Genomic DNA, 18,960 nt, shown 5'->3' with positions numbered 1-18,960 from the left:
GGGGGATCAGGGAGGTCTGAGCAGGAGGAACCTCCTTCAGATGGGCGCCATCGCGGTGCCCGCCCTCGCGTTCGGTTCGAGGCTGCTCCCCCCGCCCGTCGTGGAGGCGACAGGGGTGGCGCCCGCCTCGCTCGGCGGGTTCGACACGCTGATGAAGACCTTCATCAAAGAGCGAGGGATCACCTGCGGGCAGCTCGCCGTTTCCAAGGGCGGCAGGCTGGTGTTCGCGAGAGGCTACCGATACTCCGACGGCAGCCACGCCGTTCCCGCCGTGTCGCCCACGTCGCTGTTCCGCATCGCGAGCCTGAGCAAGCACATCACCGCCATCGCGATCATGCGGCTCGCCCAGGAGGGCAAGCTCAGCCTGACCGCGTCGGCCGCGCGGCTTCTCGGCCTGTCCACCTCGGCCGACTCCCGGCTGGCGGAGGTGACCGTGTGGCGGCTGCTGCAGCACACCGGGGGCTGGGACCGGGACGTCTCCGGCGACTACCTGCACATGGACGCCGCCATCGCCAAGGCGCTCGGGGTGCCGCTGCCGATCACCCAGGACCACATCGTCAAGTACGCGAGCGCCCGGCCGCTCGACTTCGCCCCCGGCGCCAAGTTCGCCTACAGCAACTACGGCTACCTGCTGCTGGGCCGGATCATCGAGAAGGTCTCCGGCATGGGCTACGAGGCCTACGTCAGGCAGAAGGTCCTGGCGCCCCTCGGCATCACCCGGCCGCGGCTGGGCCGTACGCTCCGGTCGCAGGCCGCCTCCGGCGAAGTCGTCTACGAGTCGCGGTACACGGGCAAGTCGATCCTGGACCAGTCCGGCCAGGTCCTGCCCGCGCCGTACGGGGGCGGGTTCAGCATGGCCTGTCAGGGCCCCAACGGCGGCTGGATCGCCTCCGCGGTCGATTTGGTGCGCCTGGCGAAGGTGCTCGACGCGCCGAACGCGGTGCTCAACTCGACCTCCATCGGCAGGATGCTCGCCAAGCCCGAGACCGGCGCGAACCAGTACGGCTCCTGGTATGGCGCCGGCCTGTGGGTGCGCCAGGTGACGGGGCACGTCAACACCTGGCACGACGGCTCACAGCCCGGCACCTACACCTACATCGCGCGCCTGCAGAACGGCGTGACCTACGCCGCCCTGTTCAACCGGCGGGAGGAGAGCGGGTCCCCCGACTTCGACCTGCTCGCCGACCTGTTCAACGCGCAGATCGGGAAGGTGCGCTCCTGGCCCGCCGGGGACCTCGGCTCGCGCTACTTCTGACGGGGCTCAGCTGGGACTCGGCGTGGGCGCGTCGTTGTCCAGCTCCGTGGCGCTCCACTCGGCGACACCGCTGCCCGGCAGCTGACTGATTTTGGACTCGAACGTGGCGGTGCCGTCGGTCGCGTCGTCGTCCTCCTCGGCGAAGACGAGGAGGGACTGCCACTCGCTGTACCGGTCCGCGGGGAAGAGCAGCCGGGGGCCGATCAGCAGGTCCGAGTCGCCGGACAGCCGCTGGCTGTCGACGGTCACCCAGCCGTACGACGGCCGGTCGCTGAGCCGCACGTAGATGAGCGCCGAGCCGCCTTCGGGCACGACCACCTGGGCGGGCGTGACCATGACGTACGGCGTGGCGCTCACCGTCGGGGTCGGCGTGGGAGTGGGAACCGCGCTCGGCAGCAGACGGGCGACGGCGGCCGATCCGCGCGGCGCGGCGTCGGCCGTGCCCGGGACGAGCCCGGTCACCGCGGACGCGGTGGCCACGACGGCCGCGAGGACGGCCGAGCGACGTAACCGGCCGTGGGGGAATCGCATCGGCACCTCCATGGTGAGCTGACCAACCGCCTCGGGCCGGCTGCCGTCGATCGCCGGCGATGATCCCAGCGTCCGGTCTGCGTCGCGGCCTGTACAGGAACCGCCCCCACGGCGGCGGCCCGGGGCCCGGGGCGTACGACCGGCGGCCGGCCGTTCACCTGGGGCGGACGCCACCCGGCACGGGTCGCCGCTCGGCGACGACCGGTGAAAGATTCAGCGGCAGGCGTCAGCCGGCTTGGCGGAATTCGCCGGCCTGCGCACCCTCTGCGCAGGCGGCGGCCAGTTCGTCCAGCGACAGGCCCAGCGCGGCGGCCAGCGCGGCGACGGTGAAGAAGGCCGGGGTCGGCGCGCGGCCGGTCTCGATCTTGCGCAGCGTCTCGGCCGACAGCCCGGCCGCCGCCGCGACCTCGACCATGCTGCGCTCGCCGCGCGCCTGCCGGAGCAGGACGCCGAACCGCTCCCCCCGCTGCCGCTCTTCGGGGGTCAAAGGCACTCTCACCATGACCGTGATACTAATACCGGTATAGTTATTGGTGCCACCCCCGGGAGGGCATGTCATGGTGGAAATCAAGACCGACGCCGCGCTGGACGCGATGCGGGAGGCGGGGCGCGTGGTGGCCCGCGCGCTCGACGCCGCGCGGAAAGCCGCGGCCATCGGGGTGCGGCTCACCGACCTGGACGAGACGGCGCGGGCGGTGCTGCGCGAGGCCGGGGCGAGCTCCCCGTTCCTCGGCTATCGGCCGCCCTTCGCGCCGACCCCGTTTCCCGCCGTGATCTGCGTGTCCGTCAACGACGCGATCGTGCACGGCATCCCGACCGATTACCGGCTGCGCGACGGGGACGTCGTCGGCGTCGACTGCGGCGCGGTGCTGGACGGCTGGGCGGCCGACGCCGCCGTCACGTTCATCGTGGGCACGCCGCGGCCCGGCGACCTGGAGCTCGTGGACACGACGCGCCGGGCTCTGGAGGCCGGCATCGCCGCCGCGACCGTCGGCAACCGCATCGGGGACATCTCCGCGGCGATCGGCGCGGTCGCCCAGAAGGCCGGATACGGCATGCCCAGGGACTTCGGCGGCCACGGCATCGGCCGTCGCATGCACGAGGACCCGTCGGTGCCCAACCACGGGCGGCCCCGCCGGGGCTATCCCCTGCGGCACGGCCTCGCCCTGGCCATCGAGCCGATGTTCATCGCCGGAGGCCGGGACGGCTACCACACGGCGGCGGACGGATGGACGCTGCACAGCGTGGACGGCAGCCGGGCGGCCCACATGGAGCACACCATCGCGGTCACCGAGGACGGCCCGCGCGTGCTGACCCTGCTCTAAATTCAGATGCCGGGGACGGCACGGCGTCCCTACCATCCGAGCCATGCCGACTCTGACCACACTCGCCCTGTTCGCGGCCGCCACGCTGGCGCTGCTCCTGGTTCCCGGACCCGCCGTGCTCTACATCGTCACCCGCAGCGTGGCCCAGGGCCGTGCGGCGGGGCTGGTCTCCGTTCTCGGCGTCCACACCGGTTCACTCGTCCACATCGCCGCCGCGGCGTTCGGGATCACCGCGCTGCTCGCCGCCTCGGCCACGGCGTTCGCCGTGGTGAAGTATCTGGGCGCGGCCTACCTCCTCTACCTGGGCATCCGCAAGCTCATGCGGCGGACGGAGGTGGAGGAGGCCGAGGTCAAGGTGGCCTCGCCCCGGCGGCTGTTCGGCGAGGGGTTCGTGGTCAACGTGCTGAACCCGAAGACGGCCATGTTCTACCTCGCGTTCCTGCCGCAGTTCGTCGATCCGGCGCGCGGTCCCGTGGCGCCGCAGGTGCTCGTGCTCGGGGCCGTGTGGGTCGTGCTCGGCATGGCCAGCGACGGCACGTACGCCCTGCTGGCCTCGGTCCTGGCCGGGCGGCTGCGCTCCTCGGCACGCGCCCGGCGGCGGCTCGACTGGGGCAGCGGCGTCGTCTACCTCGGTCTCGGCGCCGTGGCCGCCCTCGCGACCGAGGGCGCCAAGAAGCTCTGACGGCTACCCAGGACATTTGTACTGCCGCAATCAGGAGCGCTGCATCTGCCCGGATCCTCCGGTTTCCGAGACGCTTGACGCACACGGAGACGCCCTGGAGGACCCGATGACCGAGACCCTGACCGCCCCGGTGACAGCCGCACAGCCCCAGCGGGGCGCCCTCCGCACCTTGCTCATGCCGCTGGCGATCGACGTCGCCGCGCCGATGGCGTGCTACTACCTCCTGCACGGCGCCTTCGGCACGAGCGAGGTCACCGCGCTGGCCGTGAGCGGCGTGATCCCGGCCGTCCGGGTGATCGCCGGAATCGTCAGGGACCGCACGCTGAACGGGCTGGCCGGGCTGACGCTGGCGGTCAACGTGGCGGGCATCGCACTGAGCTTCGTCACCGGCGACGCCCGCATGATGATCGCCAAGGACTCGGCCCTGAGCGGCGTGATCAGCCTGTTCATGATGCTCACGGCGTTCACCGCGCGCCCGGTGATGACCCCGGGCATGCGTGCGTTCATCACCCGGGGGAACGCGGTGCGGGAGGCCGCCTGGGAGCGGCTCGCGAGCGGCGCCCGGTTCCGCCGCGCCGAGCGCCGCTTCACCGGCATCTGGGGCGCGGCGATGCTCGCCGACTGCGTGGTCCGGCTGATCGGCGCGTTCACGCTGCCGGTGTCCACCATGGTCTGGCTGTCCAACGTGCTGCTGATCGCCGCCCTCGCGGTGGGGCTCGTGGTGTCGGGTGCGTTCGGCTCCGGCCCGATCATGTGGATGATCAACAACGAGACGAGGAACGCGCGATGAGGGGCAGGGGCATCAACTACGACACCGGTTTCCTCCCGGGCGGGCGGATCAGCAGGGAGACGTTCGACCCGGAGACGGTCCGTGCGGAGATGCGGGTCATCTCCGCAGAACTGAACTGCACGGCCGTCCGCATCACCGGCGGGCATCCCGAACGGCTCAGCGTCGCCGCGCGGCACGCCGCCGACGCGGGGCTGGAGGTGTGGTTCGCGCCCTTCCCCTGCGAGATGACGACGCGGGAACTCGCGCCGTTCTTCCTGGAATGCGCCGAGCGGGCCGAGGAGGTGCGGCGCGAGGGTGCGGAGGTGGTGCTCGTGACGGGGTGCGAGCTGAGCATCTTCTGCACCGGTTTCCTGCCCGGCGAGACCTTCTTCCACCGCCTGGCGGCGCTCGGCGCGGGGGACGCCGAGGTGTACGCCCGGTTCGCCGAGATCCCCGCGCGGCTGAACCCCTTCCTGGCGGAGACCGCCGAGGCCGTCCGCACGGTCTTCGGCGGGCGGGTGACGTACGCCTCGGGCGAGTGGGAGGACGTCGACTGGAGCCCGTTCGACATCGTCGCGGTGGACGCGTACCGCGACGAGCGCAACGCCGCGACCTACCGCGAGGAGCTGCGCTCCCGCTTCCGGCACGGCAAGCCGGTGGCGGTCACGGAGTTCGGCACGTGCGCCTACACAGGGGCAGGCGCACGCGGCGGCATGGCGTGGGCCATCGTGGACTACACCGCGAATCCGCCCCGGCTGGACGGCGACTACCGCCGCGACGAGGGCGAGCAGGTCCGTTACCTGCGCGAATTGCTCACCGTGTTCGAGGAGGAGGGCGTGGACAGCGCCTTCTGGTTCACCTTCGCCGCCTACAACACGGCGTACGACCCGGACCCGCGCCGCGACCTCGACATGGCCTCCTACGGGGTGGTCCGGCTGCTGAAGGACGGCGGCAGTGAGCCGAAGGCGGGCGGCAGGGGCGGCAGGGAACCTAAGGAGGTCTTCCACGCCCTCGCCGCCGCCTACTCCGGCGGACGCGCCGCGGCCGCCACCTGACCGGCCCACCGATAGTCGGCCTTGCCCGCAGGGGAACGGACGATCTCCTCCACGAACGCGTAGGTCCGCGGCACCTTGTAGCCCGACAGCCGGGTGCGGCAGTGGGCGTCGAGCTGGTCCGCCGTCGGCGTCGTCCCGTCGTACAGCTGGACGACGGCCGCGACCCGCGACCCCCAGCGGTCGTCGGGGATCCCGGTGACGACGGCGTCGAAGACGGCCGGATGCCCCTTGAGCACCGCCTCGACCTCCTCGGGGAAGACCTTCTCCCCGCCGGTGTTGATGCACTGGGATCCGCGGCCGAGGATGCGGATCGTGCCGTCCTCCTCCACCGTCGCGAGGTCGCCGGTGAGCAGCCACCGCACGCCGCGGGCGTCGGTCACGAAGGTGCGTGCGGTCTTGTCCGGGTCGTTGTGGTAGCCGGAGGCGATCCTGCCGGCCCTCGCCACCGTGCCGATCCGCCCCGACCCCGGCGCGACCGGGGTCAGCGTCTCGTCCAGCACCGCCACGGCGGCGCCGGCGTTGGGCCGGTAGCGCAGGCCCGACTCGGGCGACGAGCCCTCGACGCCCGACGCCGTGTATCCGGACTCGGTCGAGCCGAAGTTGTCCAGGATCAACCGGCCCGGCAGCCGCTCCTCCAGCCGGGCGCGCACGGCCCCGCTGAGGATCGCCCCGGTCGAGCTGAGCACGAACAGCGACGACAGGTCGTAGGACCCGGCGGCGAGCTCCTCGGCGAGCGGGCGGGCCATCGCGTCGCCGGTGATGTTCAGGCTGACGACCTTCTCCCGCTCGATCGCGCGCAGCACGGCGGCGGCGTCGAACCTGCGGACGTACACCATGGTGCCGCCCATCCACCAGGCGATGAAGGTGCCCATCTGGGCCGCGCCGTGCATCAGCGGGGCCGCCGTCATCATGACGGCCGGCGACGCCGCGCCGCGCGCCTGCTCGATCACGGCCTCGGGCGTCTTCAGCGGCTCGCCGTACGGGTTGCCGCCGCCGAAGGCGAAGAACAGGTCCTCCGACCGCCACATCACGCCCTTGGGCATGCCGGTGGTGCCGCCGGTGTAGATGACGTACACGTCGTCGCCTGACCGGGGCGGGAACCCCCTGCCGTCGGGCTGCCCCGCCAGCGCCTCCTCGTACGGCACCGCGTCCCGCACGGCGGTGGGGCCGCCGACGGCCACGAGGTGGCGCAGCCCGGGGACCTGCGCGGCCACGCCCGCGACCCGGTCGTCGAACTCCACGTCGAACAGCAGGGCCTCGACGCCGGAGTCCCGGTAGAGGTAGAGCAGCTCCGACTCGACGTACCGGTAGTTGACGTTGACCGGCACGGCCCGCAGCTTCAGCGTCGCCAGCAGGCCCGCGACGTACTCCACCCCGTTGTAGAGCTGCATGCCGACGTGCGTGCCGGGGCCCACGCCGTGCGCCGCCAAGTGGTGGGCGAGCCGGTTGGCGCGGGCGTCGAGCTCGGCGTAGGTCGGGCGGTCGCCGCCGCAGACCACCGCCACGCGGTCCCCGATGGCGTCGGCGAGCCCCTCGAAAAGATCGGCGTGGTTGAACTCCATCCGGCGGACCTCCCGCGCTCAGGGTTTACTGCTGCCGACGATCCACATCGCGAAGAACTGGGCGCCTCCGCCGTACGCGTGGCCGAGCGCGAGGCGCGCCCCCTCGACCTGGTGCTCCCCCGCCATGCCCCGCACCTGGAGCGCCGCCTCGGCGAAGCGGATGAGGCCGGAGGCGCCGATCGGGTTGGACGACAGCACGCCGCCGGAGGCGTTCCACGGGGTGTCGCCGTCGAGGGCCGTGCTTCCGGCCTCGGTCAGCTTCCAGCCCTCCCCCTCGGCCGCGAAACCGAGGTTCTCCAGCCACATCGGCTCATACCAGGAGAACGGGACGTACACCTCGGCGACGTCGATCTCCCGGCGCGGATCGGTGACGCCGGCCTGGCGGTAGACGTCGGCGGCGCAGTCGCGGCCGGCCCGCGGGCTGACGACGTCGCGGCCCGCCACCATGATGGGCTCCGAGCGCATCGCCGTGCCGTGGATCCAGGCGGGCGTGCCGGTCACCTTGTCCTCGGCCGCCAGCACGATCGCGCAGGCGCCGTCGGACGACGGGCAGGTCTCCAGGTAGCGGATCGGCTCCCACAGCATCGGGGTCGACTCGACCATCTCCCGGTTGATCCCGGGGATGCGCAGGTGGGCGTACGGGTTCTTCAGCGCGTTCCGCCGGTCCTTGACGGCGACCAGCGTGCCGACGTGATCGGGCGCGCCCGACCTGCGCATGTACTCCCTGATGTGCGGTGCGAAGTAGCCGCCCGCGCCCACGACCAGGGAGGCGTTGAAGGGCAGGTGCGTGGTCAGGGCCCAGGTGGCGTTCGACTCCGACTGCTTCTCGAAGGCGACCACCAGCACCCGCCCGTGCACGCCGCCCTGCACCAGCGACGCGCCGACCAGCGCGGTCGAGCCGCCGACCGAGCCCGCCGTGTGCACGCGCATCACCGGCTTGCCGGCCGCGCCGAGCGCGTCGGCGAGGTACGCCTCCGGCATCATCACGCCCTCGAACAGGTCGGGGGCCTTGCCGATGACGACCGCGTCGATGTCGGCGAACGTCAGGCCGGCGTCCTCCAGCGCCCGCAGGGCGGCCTCGCGGACCAGCCCGGCCAGCGACACGTCCCGCCGCCTGGTCTGGTAGCGGGTCTGGCCCACGCCGATGACGGCACAGCGGTTTCCCACGGCGACTCCCCTACGCGGACGTTTCGAGCACGGCGCCTTCGAGCACGGCGACGAGGTTCTGCTGCAGGCACGGCCCCGAGGTGGCGTGCGCCACGGTGCGGCCGGCCGAGCCGTCGAGGATCCGCCGGGCCGCCTCGCCCACGCGGATCAGGCCGGTGGCCATGACCGGGTTGGCCGCGAGCGGCCCTCCGGACGGGTTGACGGTCACGTCCCCCGACAGGCCGAGCGCCTCGCGCAGGATCGGCTCCTCGTGGCTGAACTGGGTGTGCAGCTCCGCCACGTCGACCCGGCCCTTGTCCACTCCCGCCGCCCGGCCCGCCTCGGCGGCGGACACCGACCGGGACAGGTCGCGCATGCCCAGATAGTGGGGCTCGGCGCGGTGCGCGATGCCGGTGATCCAGGCGGGCCGCCCCGCCAGCTCGCGGGCGCGGTCGCCGGCGGCCAGCACCACGGCCGCCGCCCCGTCCGTGACCGGCGCGACGTCGTACGGCCGCAGCGGCTCGACCTCGAACTCCTCCCCTGTGTTCTTTCCAGTCGGCGGGTCCGGCAGGTCGAGGGCGTACCGGTTGGCCCGCCCGTCCGCCCGGCTGCGCCGTACGATCTCGTCCAGCGCCGCCCTGTCGGCGTTCACCGCAGCGGCCTGCAGCGCGGCGTACGACACCTGGTCGAGCCCGAGCGGCGCCAGATAGTACGGGTCGAGCTGGAGCGTCATGATCTCCCGGATGTCCGACATCGAGGACTTGCCGAAGCCGTAGACCAGGGCGGTGTCGATGTCGCCGTGCTGGAGCCGCACCCACGCCTCGTACAGCGCGAAGGCGCCGTCCATCTCGACGTGGCTCTCGCTGATGGGCGGCCAGGCGCCGACCGCGTCGAGCGCGGAGACGAACGAGAACGGCGCGCCGGCCAGGTAGTCGCAGGAGCCGGAAACGGTGAAGCCGAACCTCTTCAGCCCGGTCGCCCGCTTGACCTCGTCGATCACCGGCAGCAGCAGCTCCGGTTCGGCCAGCCCGGTGTCATGGCCGGTGTGGACGGTCTGGGCGAAGGCGACGACGGCGACGTCCCTCATCGGGCGCCCCCGGTGGAGTCGAGGTCGGCGTCCGGCTCCCCGGTCGGTTCGAACCACTTCACGTTGGTCATCGACAGCGTCCGCTCCTCGGGCGGCACCCACACGGCCCGCACCCGCATGCCCTGCCGGACCTCGTGCGCGGGCACCCCGCCGATCAGCGTGATCATCGGCGTGTCCGCGCCGTCCAGCAGCACGTACGCGGAGACGAACGGCACCTCGGGGGCCCTGGGGTCGGGCAGGTTGTTGATCGCGAAGGTGGTGACCGTGCCGGTGTCGGCCACCTCCACCTCCTCCTCGATCACCGAGCCGCACGCGGGGCACGACTCGCGGTAGGGCACGTAGACGGCGGCGCACTCGGCGCACCGGCCGCCGACGAACCTCCCGTCGCGCACGCCCTCCAGGAACCGGGTGAGCGCCCGGCCCGGTGTGACGCGATACTCGGCCCGCACCGGTGCGACGAGCGAGGTGACCTCGGGCAGGAAGCACTCGATGTCCGTGATGTGCCCGGTGGTGGCGGCACGCCAGCACGGGCGCACCCGCATGCCCGGCCGCAGCGCCTTCGGGCTCCCGGCGTCCAGCGCGTGGACGAGGGCGGTGTCGGCGCCGTCGAGCCTGATGAGCGCCCAGGCGAACGGCCGGTCGAGCGGGTGGCCGGGCCGCGGGGAGCCGACCCAGGCCCACGCCTGCACGGTCCCGGCCGGTCCTACCTCCACGTACTCCTCGGTGACCGGCTCGCCCGTGTCCGGGTCGTACTCCAGCGGCGGCACCAGCACGCGCCCCCCTGCCGTACGGACCCCGACCAGCCGCCGGTCGCGCAGCTCGGTGAGGAACCGCCCGATGACGGGCCCGGTCGTCCGGGTGTAACCGCCGGGGAACTCCAGGACGTGCGTCGCGACCAGGTCCTCGGACATGTCAGATGGCACGGTCCCTGCCTTCCCAGTAGGGGGCGCGGAGCTTGCGTTTGAGCAGCTTGCCGTTCGGCTCGCGGGGCATCTCGTCGATGAAGTCGATCACGCTCGGCCACTTCATGCGGGCCAGGCGGCCCTCCAGCGAGAGGACGATCTCCGCGGCCAGTTCCTGCCCGGGGACGGCGCCGGGCGCGGGCTCGACGACGGCCATGATCCGTTCGCCCCACTCGTCGTCCGGGATGCCGAACACGGCCACGTCGGCCACCTTCGGGTGGACCACGAGCTCCTTTTCGATCTCGGCCGGATAGATGTTGGCCCCGCCCGAGATGATCACGTCGGCCTTGCGGTCGCAGAGGAACAGGAAGCCGTCCTCGTCCAGGTAGCCGATGTCCCCGACGGTGAAGTAATCGCGCAACCGGTTGGCCGCGGTCTTCTCCGGGTCGCCCTTGTATTCGAAGGAGATGCCCATCTTCATGTAGACGGTGCCGGGCGTGCCCGTGGGCACCGGCGCGAGCTCGTCGTCCACGATCAGCAGCTCGCTGCCCGGCCAGGCGTTCCCGACCGTGCCCGGCCGTTTCCTCCAGTCCTCGGGAGTCGCGATCGTGCCGCCGCCCTCGGTGGCGGCGTAGTACTCGTAGATCACGTCGCCCCACCACTCCAGCATCTGCCACTTGACCGGCACCGGGCAGGGCGCGGCGGCGTGGATCATCCATCGCAGCGACGACAGGTCGTAGGAGCGCCGCGTCTCCTCGGGCAGCGACAGCAGCCGTTTGAAGTGTGTCGGCACCATGTGGGAGTTCGTCACGCGGTGGCGTTCGCACAGGCGCAGGGTCTCCTCGGCGTCCCACTTGTCCATGAAGACGAGCGTGTGCCCCATGTGCAGCGCCGTACCGGCGAACTGGGTGACCGCCGTGTGATAGCTCGGCGACGTGACCAGGTGGGCGTTCGGACGGCCCGGCGTCACGCCGAACAGCCGCAGCAGCCCGGTCATCAGCTCGGCGGAGTCGTCGGGGTCGAGGCCGGTGAGCGCGCGCCGCACGCCCTTCGGCCTGCCGGTGGTGCCCGAGGTGTAGTGCATGGTGGCCCCGGCCGTACGGCCGGGGGGCGTGGTGTCCGGCCTGCCGTCGGTCAGCTCGGCCACCGGCCGGAAGCCGTCGACCTCGCCGTACGCGAAGCACCGGCCGGCGGCGATCCCGGCTTCCCTGGCGCCCCTGGCGGCCTCCGCGGCGTACCGGTCGTGGGCGAAGAACGCGGCGGCCTCGCTGTCGGCCACGATGTAGCCGATCTCGGGCCCGGTGAGGTGCCAGTTGACCGGCGTGTAGTACCACCCCGCCTGGAGGGCCGCGAGGTAGAGCACGAGGCCGTCCGCGCCGTTGGGCAGCAGGCCGCAGATGCCGTCCCCGGGGCGCAGGCCCAGCTCGCGCAGGCCGTGGACCACGCGGTTGGCCCTGGCGAGCAGTTCGCCCGCGGGATGCTCCGTTCCGTCGGGATCGACCGCGGCGATCCACGCCGGGTCGGCCTGCGCCAGCCTCCAGAAACCGAGTGAGCCCATGTGCCAGCTCCCTTGAGGGTGCGCCGCACACCAGGACGTCGACGGCACGAGCGGCTGCGGAGTGAAGCACGCCGGCACGACGCTGACAAGACCTGGCAATGCGGAGCGACTCAGACGAGAATCGGTTCTAGTTCTTGCGGGCAGAGTAACCCCGCGCGCCATGTCGAACAAGCGCTTGATCGAGCCGGTGACGCCGCCCAGCTGGAGGACACCTGTGGAGCTCCTGCCCATCAGCACCCCGCACTGCCGGATCGAGCGCGACGGTCACGTGGTGGTCGTCACGATGGACCGGCCCGAGGCCAGGAACGCGCTCTCACAGGACATGCTGGTGGGGCTCGCCGAGGCGTGGCGGTACATCTCGGACGAGCCGGAGGTGCGGGTCGCCATCCTCACCGGCGCGGGCGGCACGTTCTGCGCCGGGGCCGACCTCAAGGCCATGGGCACGCCGTCCGAGGACGAGCGGGTGCGCCGCCGGGCCGCCGAGATCCCCGACTACCACTGGAAGGGCCTGCTGCGCGATCCCGAGGCGCTGCCCGCCAAGCCCGTCGTGTGCGCCGTCGAGGGGTACGCCGTGGCGGGCGGCACCGAACTGCTCGTCGGCACCGACCTGCGCGTCGCCGGCGAGAGCGCCACGCTCGGGCTGTTCGAGGCGCGGCGGGCGCTGTTCCCGATGGGCGGCAGCGCCGTACGGCTGCCGCGCCAGATCCCGTACGCGTTCGCCATGGACGTGCTGCTCACCGGCAGGCCGGTGACGGCGGCCGAGGCGCTCGCGATGGGCATGGTCAACCGGGTCGTGCCGGACGGGCAGGTGCTGGAGGCGGCCCGTGAGATCGCCGATCAGGTGGCCGCCTGTGGGCCGCTGGCCGTCCAGGCGATCCTGCGCGCCTACCGCGAGACGCTGGGCATGCCGGAGGCCGAGGCCCTCAAGGTCTCCGACGCGATCGGCTGGCCGGTCATCGGCTCCGAGGACGCCAAGGAGGGCTCCCGCGCCTTCCGCGACAAGCGCCCGCCCCTCTATCAGGGCCGATGACGCGCTCCCCAGCAGGCGCCCACGCCGCTGCTTGACCTTGCCCCAGGGGCAGGGTTCGACGATGTTCCGCATGAACGACAACGCGCTGCACACCGTCGAAGCCCAGATCCGCGAGCAGGCCGCCGCCTACTGCGAGGCCGGGAACGTCCCCGGGTTCGTCGCCGGCGTCCACCACGCCGGCGAGCAGGTCGTCGTCGCCCACGGCACCGCGAACGCCGCCACCGGCGCCCCGATGCTCGAGGACACCGGATTCCTCTTCGGCTCCGTCACCAAGGTCCTGACCACCACGCTGGTCCTGCAGCAAGTCGACTGGGGCGTGCTGGACCTCGACGCGCCGGTGGTGAAACACCTCCCCGACTTCGCCCTGGCCGCACCGGGCGCGGCGGACAAGATCCTGGTCCGCCATCTCATCTCACACACCAACGGCATCGACGCCGACCTCTTCTTCCCCGACGCCAAGGGCCGCGACGCTCTGAAGAGTTACGTCCACGGCCTCGCGAGCGGCTGCGGCACCCTGTTCGAACCCGGCGAGATGCTCAGTTACAGCAACGGCGGCATGATCGTCGCGGGCCGCCTGCTGGAAGCGGTGACCGGCGTTCCCTTCCCCGACCTGCTCGAACGCGACATCTACGCACCCGTCGGCATGAAGGACTCCGGCGTATCGGCCGAACAGGCCATCCTGCGCAGCACGGCCATCGGTCACTTCCCCGACCCGCGGACCCTGGCGGCAAGGCCCACGGGCATGTTCATGCTGCCCGACACCTGGGGGCCGGCCGGCGGCACACCGATCGGCACCATCGCCGACCTGCTCGCCTTCGGACGCACCCACCTCGCGGGCGGTCTGTCCCCATCGGGCGCACGTGTCCTGTCGGCCGGGTCGACCGCGCTGATGCAGCAGGTCTCGTACGACATGGCGACCCCGAACGTCCCGCCGATGGGCCTGGGCTGGGTGCGGTATCCGTTCGGCGACACGACCGTGCTCGCCATGTCGGGCGCGTCGCCCGGCGGCGTGTCCATCCTGTGCGTCGTGCCCGAGCACGACCTGGTCTTCGCCGCCTACGGCAACACACCGGGGGCGATCGTGCTGCACGACCAGATCCTGCGGCGGCTCCTGAGCGAGCATCTCGGCGTCCAGATCCCTCCCCTGATCGCCGAACCGGAACAGGACGTCGACCTCACCCCCTACGTGGGCACCTACCGCTCCAACCAGCTCCGCATCGACGTCCGCGTGGTCGATGGCCAGCTCGAGGAGCGGACGACGTACGAACCCGCGGACGAATCCCAGGAGCGGATATTCACCGAGTTCGCGGGCGGCATGACCTCCGCCCCGCCGCAGCGCTACGTGCCGATCCGGCCCGGCCTTTTCGCACCCGCCGGATACCCGCTGGAGACGTTCGACGGATACCTGCGGCTGCTGCTCGTCTCCTACCACGACGTCCGCGACGGCCGGGCGCGGTTCCGCAACGGCGGCGGCCGCCTGACCCGGCGCGTGTGACGGTCCGGTGCGAGGATGTCCAGCGTGATCACGATTGGCCGGCTCGCGGACTACGCCGGAGTGACCGTCAAAGCCGTCCGCCACTACCACGAGCGCGGTCTGCTCCCCGAGCCCGGCCGCGACTCGTCCGGCTACCGGCGCTACACCGCAGAAGACGCCGTCCAGCTCATCAAGATCAGAACCTTGGCTCAGGCGGGCGTGCCGCTGGCCCGCATCAAGGACCTGCTCGACGCCGACCCCGATGCGCTCGCGGCGGCCGTGGCCGAGATCGACCGCGATGTCCGGGACCGCATCGCGCAGCTGCGGCACGTCCGCGATCAACTCGCCCAGCTGCGCGGCGGCGACGGACTCTTCGTCTCCCCCGAAGTCGCCGCTCATCTCGACGACCTGCGCCGGCTCGGCGTCAGTGAGCGTCAGATCCGCCTGGAACGCGACGGGTGGATCCTCATGCAGACGGCCTCACCCGAGGACGCCGCCCTGTGGATCGCCGAGAAACGCGAACTCATCGCCGACCCGGAATTCCGCGCGCTCTATCTCGAACACGACGCCGCCTACGACTGGCCGCCGAGCGATCCCCGTCTTCCCGCCCTCGCGGACCGTACGCGACGCTGGTTCGCCGCCCACCACAGCCGATCCGAGACCCGGCCCGTCCACGACCCTGCCGTCGCCCGGTTGGCCGCGCGAACCCAGCCAGGGGCCTCATCCCCGGCCTGGGACCGACTGGCCCAGCTCATGGCAGGCTAGGCGCATGTCCTGCACGCGACCGGACCGGGCAGCCGTCAGGGGCGGGCCTGGACCATGGCGTGGGTGCCGGTGGTCCGCCAGGGACGACCGGGCGCGTCCAGCTCCGCCAGCGTGCGCTCCGGCACGCCGGCGAGCGCGTCCGACTTCAGCGTGCGCAGCGCGACGACCGGCCCGGGGAAGTAGCCGGTGACCGCGGCGAACGGCGTGCTCGCCGCCCACATCCGGTCGCCGACGAGCCGCCGGTAGTTCAGGTCGCCCTTCATTATGGTCAGCGACGCCGACGCGAACTCCTCCCGCAGGTCGTCCGGCATCTCCGCGTACGGCAGCGGGGCGCAGGCGAAGGGATGCGCCCGCAGCTTGAGGCGTCCCTCCTCCATCGCGGTCCAGAGGCGGGCGCCCGCCTCTCCGGCCCGGCCGGGCGCCGCGGCGAGCCGCCGCAGGCACGCGAGCACGTCGGCGGGAGTGGCGTCGGACACGAAGTACGGGAAGGGCTTGACGTGGAGGACGACCTCGCCCGCGAGCCCCTGGGCGAGGAGGTGGTCGGCCAGCACGAGATCGGGCAGCAGTTCGCGCCCCGCGTTGTCGGCGACCAGGCAGATCCTCCCCGGGGCGGCCGCCTCGATCAGCGACCACAGCAGCGGGCGGTCGTCCACCACCAGGTCCGCGGCCCTCTCCCGGTCGCCCTCGACGGTGACGCCGAAGGACAGGTCCGCGCGGTTGCCCCAGAGCGAGCCGAGCAGCAGCGCGTCGGCCCGCTCGGCCGGGGAGAGCGTCGCCGTCTCGTCGAGCGCCGCCAGCTCCGCGTCCACGACCGGGCCGTCGAGCTCGGCCTGCTTCATGGGGCCGAACGGATCGACCCCGCGCCACGGGCCGTCGCCGAAGTATCCGGTGGCTTCGAGCACCTTGCGATAGAAGTAGCTCTCCCCCCACAGGAACGGCACGTCGACGTAGCGCCGGCCGATCCTGCCGCGTCCCCACTCGGCCCAGGCGGCGCCGTCGTGCGCCGACGGCTCCAGCGGCTCCATGACGTCGCGCACGACCTCGTCGAGCAGCCGGTCGATGGCACGCCGCCGGTCCGGCGGGTACGGCAGCGCCCCCGCGATCTGGCGGACGAGGACCGGATGCCGCTCCCTGAAGACGCTCAGGGCGTAGGAGCCGGGGACGTTCCCCATGATCGGCGGCGGGCTGGGCGGGGCCTCCGCCACGGTCTCGTCGCGGGCACCACTCATCCCCGGCGTCCTCCCTCGGCTCGCGCGACTGCACCGCCAGTAAATCGCAGCGGCCGAGCGACCGAGGGAGGCGGGGCAGGGGTGTGGGCAGGGTACGGCAGGGGTGAGGGACCGGGCGCGCGAGAGCCCTCGCCGCTCGCGGCGTCACCCGTCGCCGGTCATGCGGCCGAGGCGCTCCATGGCCTCGATGTACTCCTCCACCATCTCGAAGACGACCTGTCTGGCCGGCTTGACCTGGTTCATCGCGCCGATGATCTGACCGGCCGGGAACGTGGCCAGCTCGGTCGCGTCAGACCTGCCGATCCGCCGCAGCGCGTCGGAGATCAGCATGAACTGCAGCGGCATCGGCAGCGTGCCGGGCGACTCGGCCGACTCCCACGCGTCGGTCCACTCGTTCTTCAGCAGGCGGGCGGGCTTGCCGGTCCAGCTCCGCGACCTGACCGTGTCGCGGGAGGTGGCCGCGATGATGCGCTGCCGTACGGTCTCCGAGGTGTCGGCCTCCTCCACGGCGAGCCAGATCGAGCCGGTCCACACGCCTTCGGCGCCGAGCGCCATGCCCGCGGCCATCTGGCGGCCGGACCCGATGCCGCCCGCCGCCAGGACCGGCACGTCCACCGCGTCCACCACCTGCGGAATCAGCACCATCGTGGAGATCTCTCCGGTGTGGCCGCCGGCCTCGGTGCCCTGCGCCACGACGACGTCCACACCGACCTCGACCTGTTTGATCGCGTGGCGGGGCGTGGAGGCGAGCGCGGCCACCTTCACACCCTTCGCGTGCGCGTGCTCGACGACGTCGGCGGGCGGCGGGCCGAGGGCGTTGGCGAGCAGCGCGATGGGATGCCGCAGCGCGACCTCGACCTGCGGCCGGGCGGTCGCGTCGGTCCAGCCGAGCAGCACCTTGCCGGAGTCGGAGCCGTCCAGCGGGGGCACACCGTGCCGGGCCAGCAGGTCCTCCACGAAGGCCCGGTGCCCCTGCGGGATCATCCCCTGCAGGCGCGCCACCAGTTCGGCCGGAGAGTCCACGTCGAGGTCCGCGCCCGCGTAGGAGGCGGGCATCACCACGTCGACGCCGTACGGACGGCCGTCCACGTGGTCGTCGATCCACTTCAGCTCGATTTCGAGCTCTTCCGGGGTGAAGTACAGGGCGCCGAGCACTCCCATGCCGCCGGCGCGGCTGACCGCGGCGACGACGTCCCGGCAGTGGCTGAAGGCGAAAATGGGGAACTCGATTCCGAACATGTCGGTGACACGTGTCCGCATGCCTCGAACGTACGACGGCTCCCAGTGAACTGCAACGCGTTCTAATAAGCCGTATCGGGCGGGTTCCTACCAGCCGGTAATCAGGCATCCGAGGATGGCCGACGCCCAGGTGAGAACGCGTTCCACACCATCGCCGCCTCCCCGCGGCACGGCCCATCGGCACCATGCGTCACAGCGGCGACGATAGCTCACGGACCAAAGTCAGATTTCATGACAATGCGGGATTGCGGCCATACCACCGGGGTCGTACCGTCCCTCTATGGATCTGGAGATCCGCCATCTGAGAATCGTGCACGCGGTCGCCGAAGCCGGGAGCGTCACGAAAGCGGCCACCCGGCTCGGCCTCGCCCAACCGTCGCTCACCGCTCAGCTCAAGCGCATCGAGCGATCACTCGGAGGTCCGCTGTTCGAACGCGACCGCAACGGCGCCCGTCCCACACCTCTCGGCGAGATGGTGCTCGCCCGCGCCCGGGTGCTGCTGCCCGCCGTGCGAGACCTCCAGGAGGACGCGGTGCGGTTCGCCAACACCTCCGTCAAGCTGCCCGGCTATCGTCTCGGCGCGACGAACGGGCCCATACTCGGCGGGCTCGTCGAGCGGCTGACCGCCGACCAGCCGGGCGTCCCCGTCACCACCCGCACCTCGTGGTCCGCCGGTGAGCTGACCGCGCTCGCGGTGGCGGGCCGGCTCGACTTCGTGCTGCTCGGGACGTGCGGCGACAGCCCGCCACCCCCGGCCGAGGCGATGAACTGGACCACGGTCGGCACCGACCCGGTCTTCGTTCTCCTGTCCGAGGACCACCCCCTCGCGGGGGAGAAGGAACTGGAGCTGTCCAGCCTCGCCGAGGAACACTGGACGGTCGCCCCCGGCGACGGCTGTTTCGCCGACTGCTTCGCCGCCGCCTGCGCACGGGCAGGGTTCGTCCCCGAGTCCATCTACGAGACGGATGTGGCGACCTGCCTGCACCTGGTCGGAGTGGGCAAGGCGGTCGCCCTGTGCCAGGCCACCTTCCGGCTCACCGCCGGGCTGGTCATGATGCCGCTGGCCGGTGCGCCGCTGCGCTGGCGGCATCTGCTCGGCTGGCACGCCGACTCGATCGGCGCGCGGGCGGCCGCCCCCGTGGTCGCCGCGCACGCCCGGGCCGCGTACGCCGACGCGGTGCGGCGCAGCGCCCGCTACGCCGACTGGCTCGCCACCAACCCCGAATACGGAGCGGTTCCCTAGCCGGAAGCGCACGGCGAGGTATCCGGAACGACCCTGCCGGTGCCCGCTGTGCTGGAGCGACCAATTTCGGGCCAGCGAATCCTCAGACGAGGGCGGTTCCATAACTCG

The 18,960-nt window shown here is 72.0% G+C and carries 18 protein-coding genes; 9 read left to right on the top strand and 9 right to left on the bottom strand.

The features are described from left to right. The first annotated feature begins 40 nt into the window (after window positions 1–40). Entirely contained in the window at window positions 41–1,255 is a 1,215-nt protein-coding gene (locus BXA11_RS05155; RefSeq protein WP_239104719.1) for a serine hydrolase domain-containing protein, read from the top strand. Between the two features lie 6 nt (window positions 1,256–1,261). Here the strand turns inward: BXA11_RS05155 and BXA11_RS05150 are convergent, their stop codons facing one another. Together BXA11_RS05150 and BXA11_RS05145 are read right to left on the bottom strand one after the other, a co-directional pair. Continuing rightward, window positions 1,262–1,786, bottom strand: a complete 525-nt coding sequence (locus tag BXA11_RS05150; protein ID WP_076433090.1) for a hypothetical protein — start codon at window positions 1,784–1,786, stop codon at window positions 1,262–1,264. Between the two features lie 226 nt (window positions 1,787–2,012). Next, the gene (locus BXA11_RS05145; RefSeq protein WP_030509229.1) at window positions 2,013–2,288 is read right to left on the bottom strand and encodes a helix-turn-helix domain-containing protein; all 276 of its coding nucleotides are present in this window, start codon (window positions 2,286–2,288) and stop codon (window positions 2,013–2,015) included. Between the two features lie 55 nt (window positions 2,289–2,343). On the opposite strand from BXA11_RS05145, the gene map reads away from it, so the two are divergent. From map to BXA11_RS05125, 4 genes are all read left to right on the top strand, one after another. Then, on the top strand, window positions 2,344–3,111 hold the full coding sequence (gene map / locus BXA11_RS05140; protein WP_076433088.1) for a type I methionyl aminopeptidase: 768 nt from the start codon (window positions 2,344–2,346) through the stop codon (window positions 3,109–3,111). Window positions 3,112–3,154: 43 nt separating this feature from the next. After that, on the top strand, window positions 3,155–3,793 hold the full coding sequence (locus BXA11_RS05135; protein WP_076433086.1) for a LysE family translocator: 639 nt from the start codon (window positions 3,155–3,157) through the stop codon (window positions 3,791–3,793). A 106-nt stretch (window positions 3,794–3,899) separates the two neighbouring features. After that, window positions 3,900–4,583, top strand: a complete 684-nt coding sequence (locus BXA11_RS05130) for a VC0807 family protein (protein WP_076433084.1) — start codon at window positions 3,900–3,902, stop codon at window positions 4,581–4,583. After that, on the top strand, window positions 4,580–5,617 hold the full coding sequence (locus BXA11_RS05125) for a glycoside hydrolase family 113 protein (RefSeq protein ID WP_076433082.1): 1,038 nt from the start codon (window positions 4,580–4,582) through the stop codon (window positions 5,615–5,617). Before BXA11_RS05130 ends, BXA11_RS05125 begins: the two co-directional genes overlap by 4 nt. Here the strand turns inward: BXA11_RS05125 and BXA11_RS05120 are convergent. Genes BXA11_RS05120 through BXA11_RS05100 form a run of 5 tightly spaced genes read right to left on the bottom strand, consistent with a single transcriptional unit; the run spans window position 5,584 to window position 11,872 of the window. Beyond that, on the bottom strand, window positions 5,584–7,179 hold the full coding sequence (locus BXA11_RS05120; RefSeq protein ID WP_076433080.1) for an acyl-CoA synthetase: 1,596 nt from the start codon (window positions 7,177–7,179) through the stop codon (window positions 5,584–5,586). The two genes, BXA11_RS05125 and BXA11_RS05120, sit on opposite strands and share 34 nt — an antisense overlap. Window positions 7,180–7,197: 18 nt before the next feature. Beyond that, on the bottom strand, window positions 7,198–8,346 hold the full coding sequence (locus BXA11_RS05115; RefSeq protein WP_076433078.1) for a thiolase domain-containing protein: 1,149 nt from the start codon (window positions 8,344–8,346) through the stop codon (window positions 7,198–7,200). A gap of 10 nt (window positions 8,347–8,356) precedes the next feature. Beyond that, entirely contained in the window at window positions 8,357–9,412 is a 1,056-nt protein-coding gene (locus BXA11_RS05110) for a lipid-transfer protein (RefSeq protein WP_076433076.1), read from the bottom strand. Continuing rightward, window positions 9,409–10,323 (bottom strand): Zn-ribbon domain-containing OB-fold protein, encoded by a 915-nt coding sequence (locus tag BXA11_RS05105; protein ID WP_076433074.1) that lies wholly within the window; start codon window positions 10,321–10,323, stop codon window positions 9,409–9,411. Before BXA11_RS05105 ends, BXA11_RS05110 begins: the two co-directional genes overlap by 4 nt. Window position 10,324: 1 nt before the next feature. Then, window positions 10,325–11,872: an acyl-CoA synthetase gene (locus tag BXA11_RS05100; RefSeq protein ID WP_076433072.1), complete on the bottom strand. Its 1,548-nt coding sequence runs from the start codon at window positions 11,870–11,872 to the stop codon at window positions 10,325–10,327. A gap of 160 nt (window positions 11,873–12,032) precedes the next feature. Here BXA11_RS05100 and BXA11_RS05095 point away from each other — a divergent pair, with 160 nt between their 5' ends. The 3 genes from BXA11_RS05095 to BXA11_RS05085 all read left to right on the top strand — a co-directional run bounded on the left by BXA11_RS05095 (window position 12,033) and on the right by BXA11_RS05085 (window position 15,141). Then, the gene (locus BXA11_RS05095; protein ID WP_083743956.1) at window positions 12,033–12,902 is read left to right on the top strand and encodes a crotonase/enoyl-CoA hydratase family protein; all 870 of its coding nucleotides are present in this window, start codon (window positions 12,033–12,035) and stop codon (window positions 12,900–12,902) included. Window positions 12,903–12,972: 70 nt separating this feature from the next. Beyond that, window positions 12,973–14,397: a serine hydrolase domain-containing protein gene (locus tag BXA11_RS05090; RefSeq protein WP_204053432.1), complete on the top strand. Its 1,425-nt coding sequence runs from the start codon at window positions 12,973–12,975 to the stop codon at window positions 14,395–14,397. A gap of 24 nt (window positions 14,398–14,421) precedes the next feature. Beyond that, window positions 14,422–15,141: a MerR family transcriptional regulator gene (locus tag BXA11_RS05085; RefSeq protein ID WP_143734081.1), complete on the top strand. Its 720-nt coding sequence runs from the start codon at window positions 14,422–14,424 to the stop codon at window positions 15,139–15,141. A gap of 35 nt (window positions 15,142–15,176) precedes the next feature. Here BXA11_RS05085 and BXA11_RS05080 read toward each other — a convergent pair whose 3' ends face one another. Both BXA11_RS05080 and BXA11_RS05075 read right to left on the bottom strand, forming a co-directional pair. Beyond that, window positions 15,177–16,370: a damage-control phosphatase ARMT1 family protein gene (locus tag BXA11_RS05080; protein ID WP_076433064.1), complete on the bottom strand. Its 1,194-nt coding sequence runs from the start codon at window positions 16,368–16,370 to the stop codon at window positions 15,177–15,179. A 144-nt stretch (window positions 16,371–16,514) separates the two neighbouring features. Then, window positions 16,515–17,630 (bottom strand): NAD(P)H-dependent flavin oxidoreductase, encoded by a 1,116-nt coding sequence (locus BXA11_RS05075; RefSeq protein ID WP_030509242.1) that lies wholly within the window; start codon window positions 17,628–17,630, stop codon window positions 16,515–16,517. 259 nt (window positions 17,631–17,889) lie between these two features. On the opposite strand from BXA11_RS05075, the gene BXA11_RS05070 reads away from it, so the two are divergent. Continuing rightward, a complete protein-coding gene (locus BXA11_RS05070; RefSeq protein ID WP_030509243.1) occupies window positions 17,890–18,852 on the top strand; it encodes a LysR family transcriptional regulator in 963 nt (320 codons plus the stop codon). Window positions 18,853–18,960: the final 108 nt, after the last annotated feature.

It is taken from the genome of Microbispora rosea, from assembly GCF_900156315.1.
GTDB classification, from domain to species: domain Bacteria; phylum Actinomycetota; class Actinomycetes; order Streptosporangiales; family Streptosporangiaceae; genus Microbispora; species Microbispora rosea.
The sequence above is the reverse complement of the archived record's forward strand: the minus strand, read 5'-3'. Positions and strand labels throughout refer to the sequence as shown.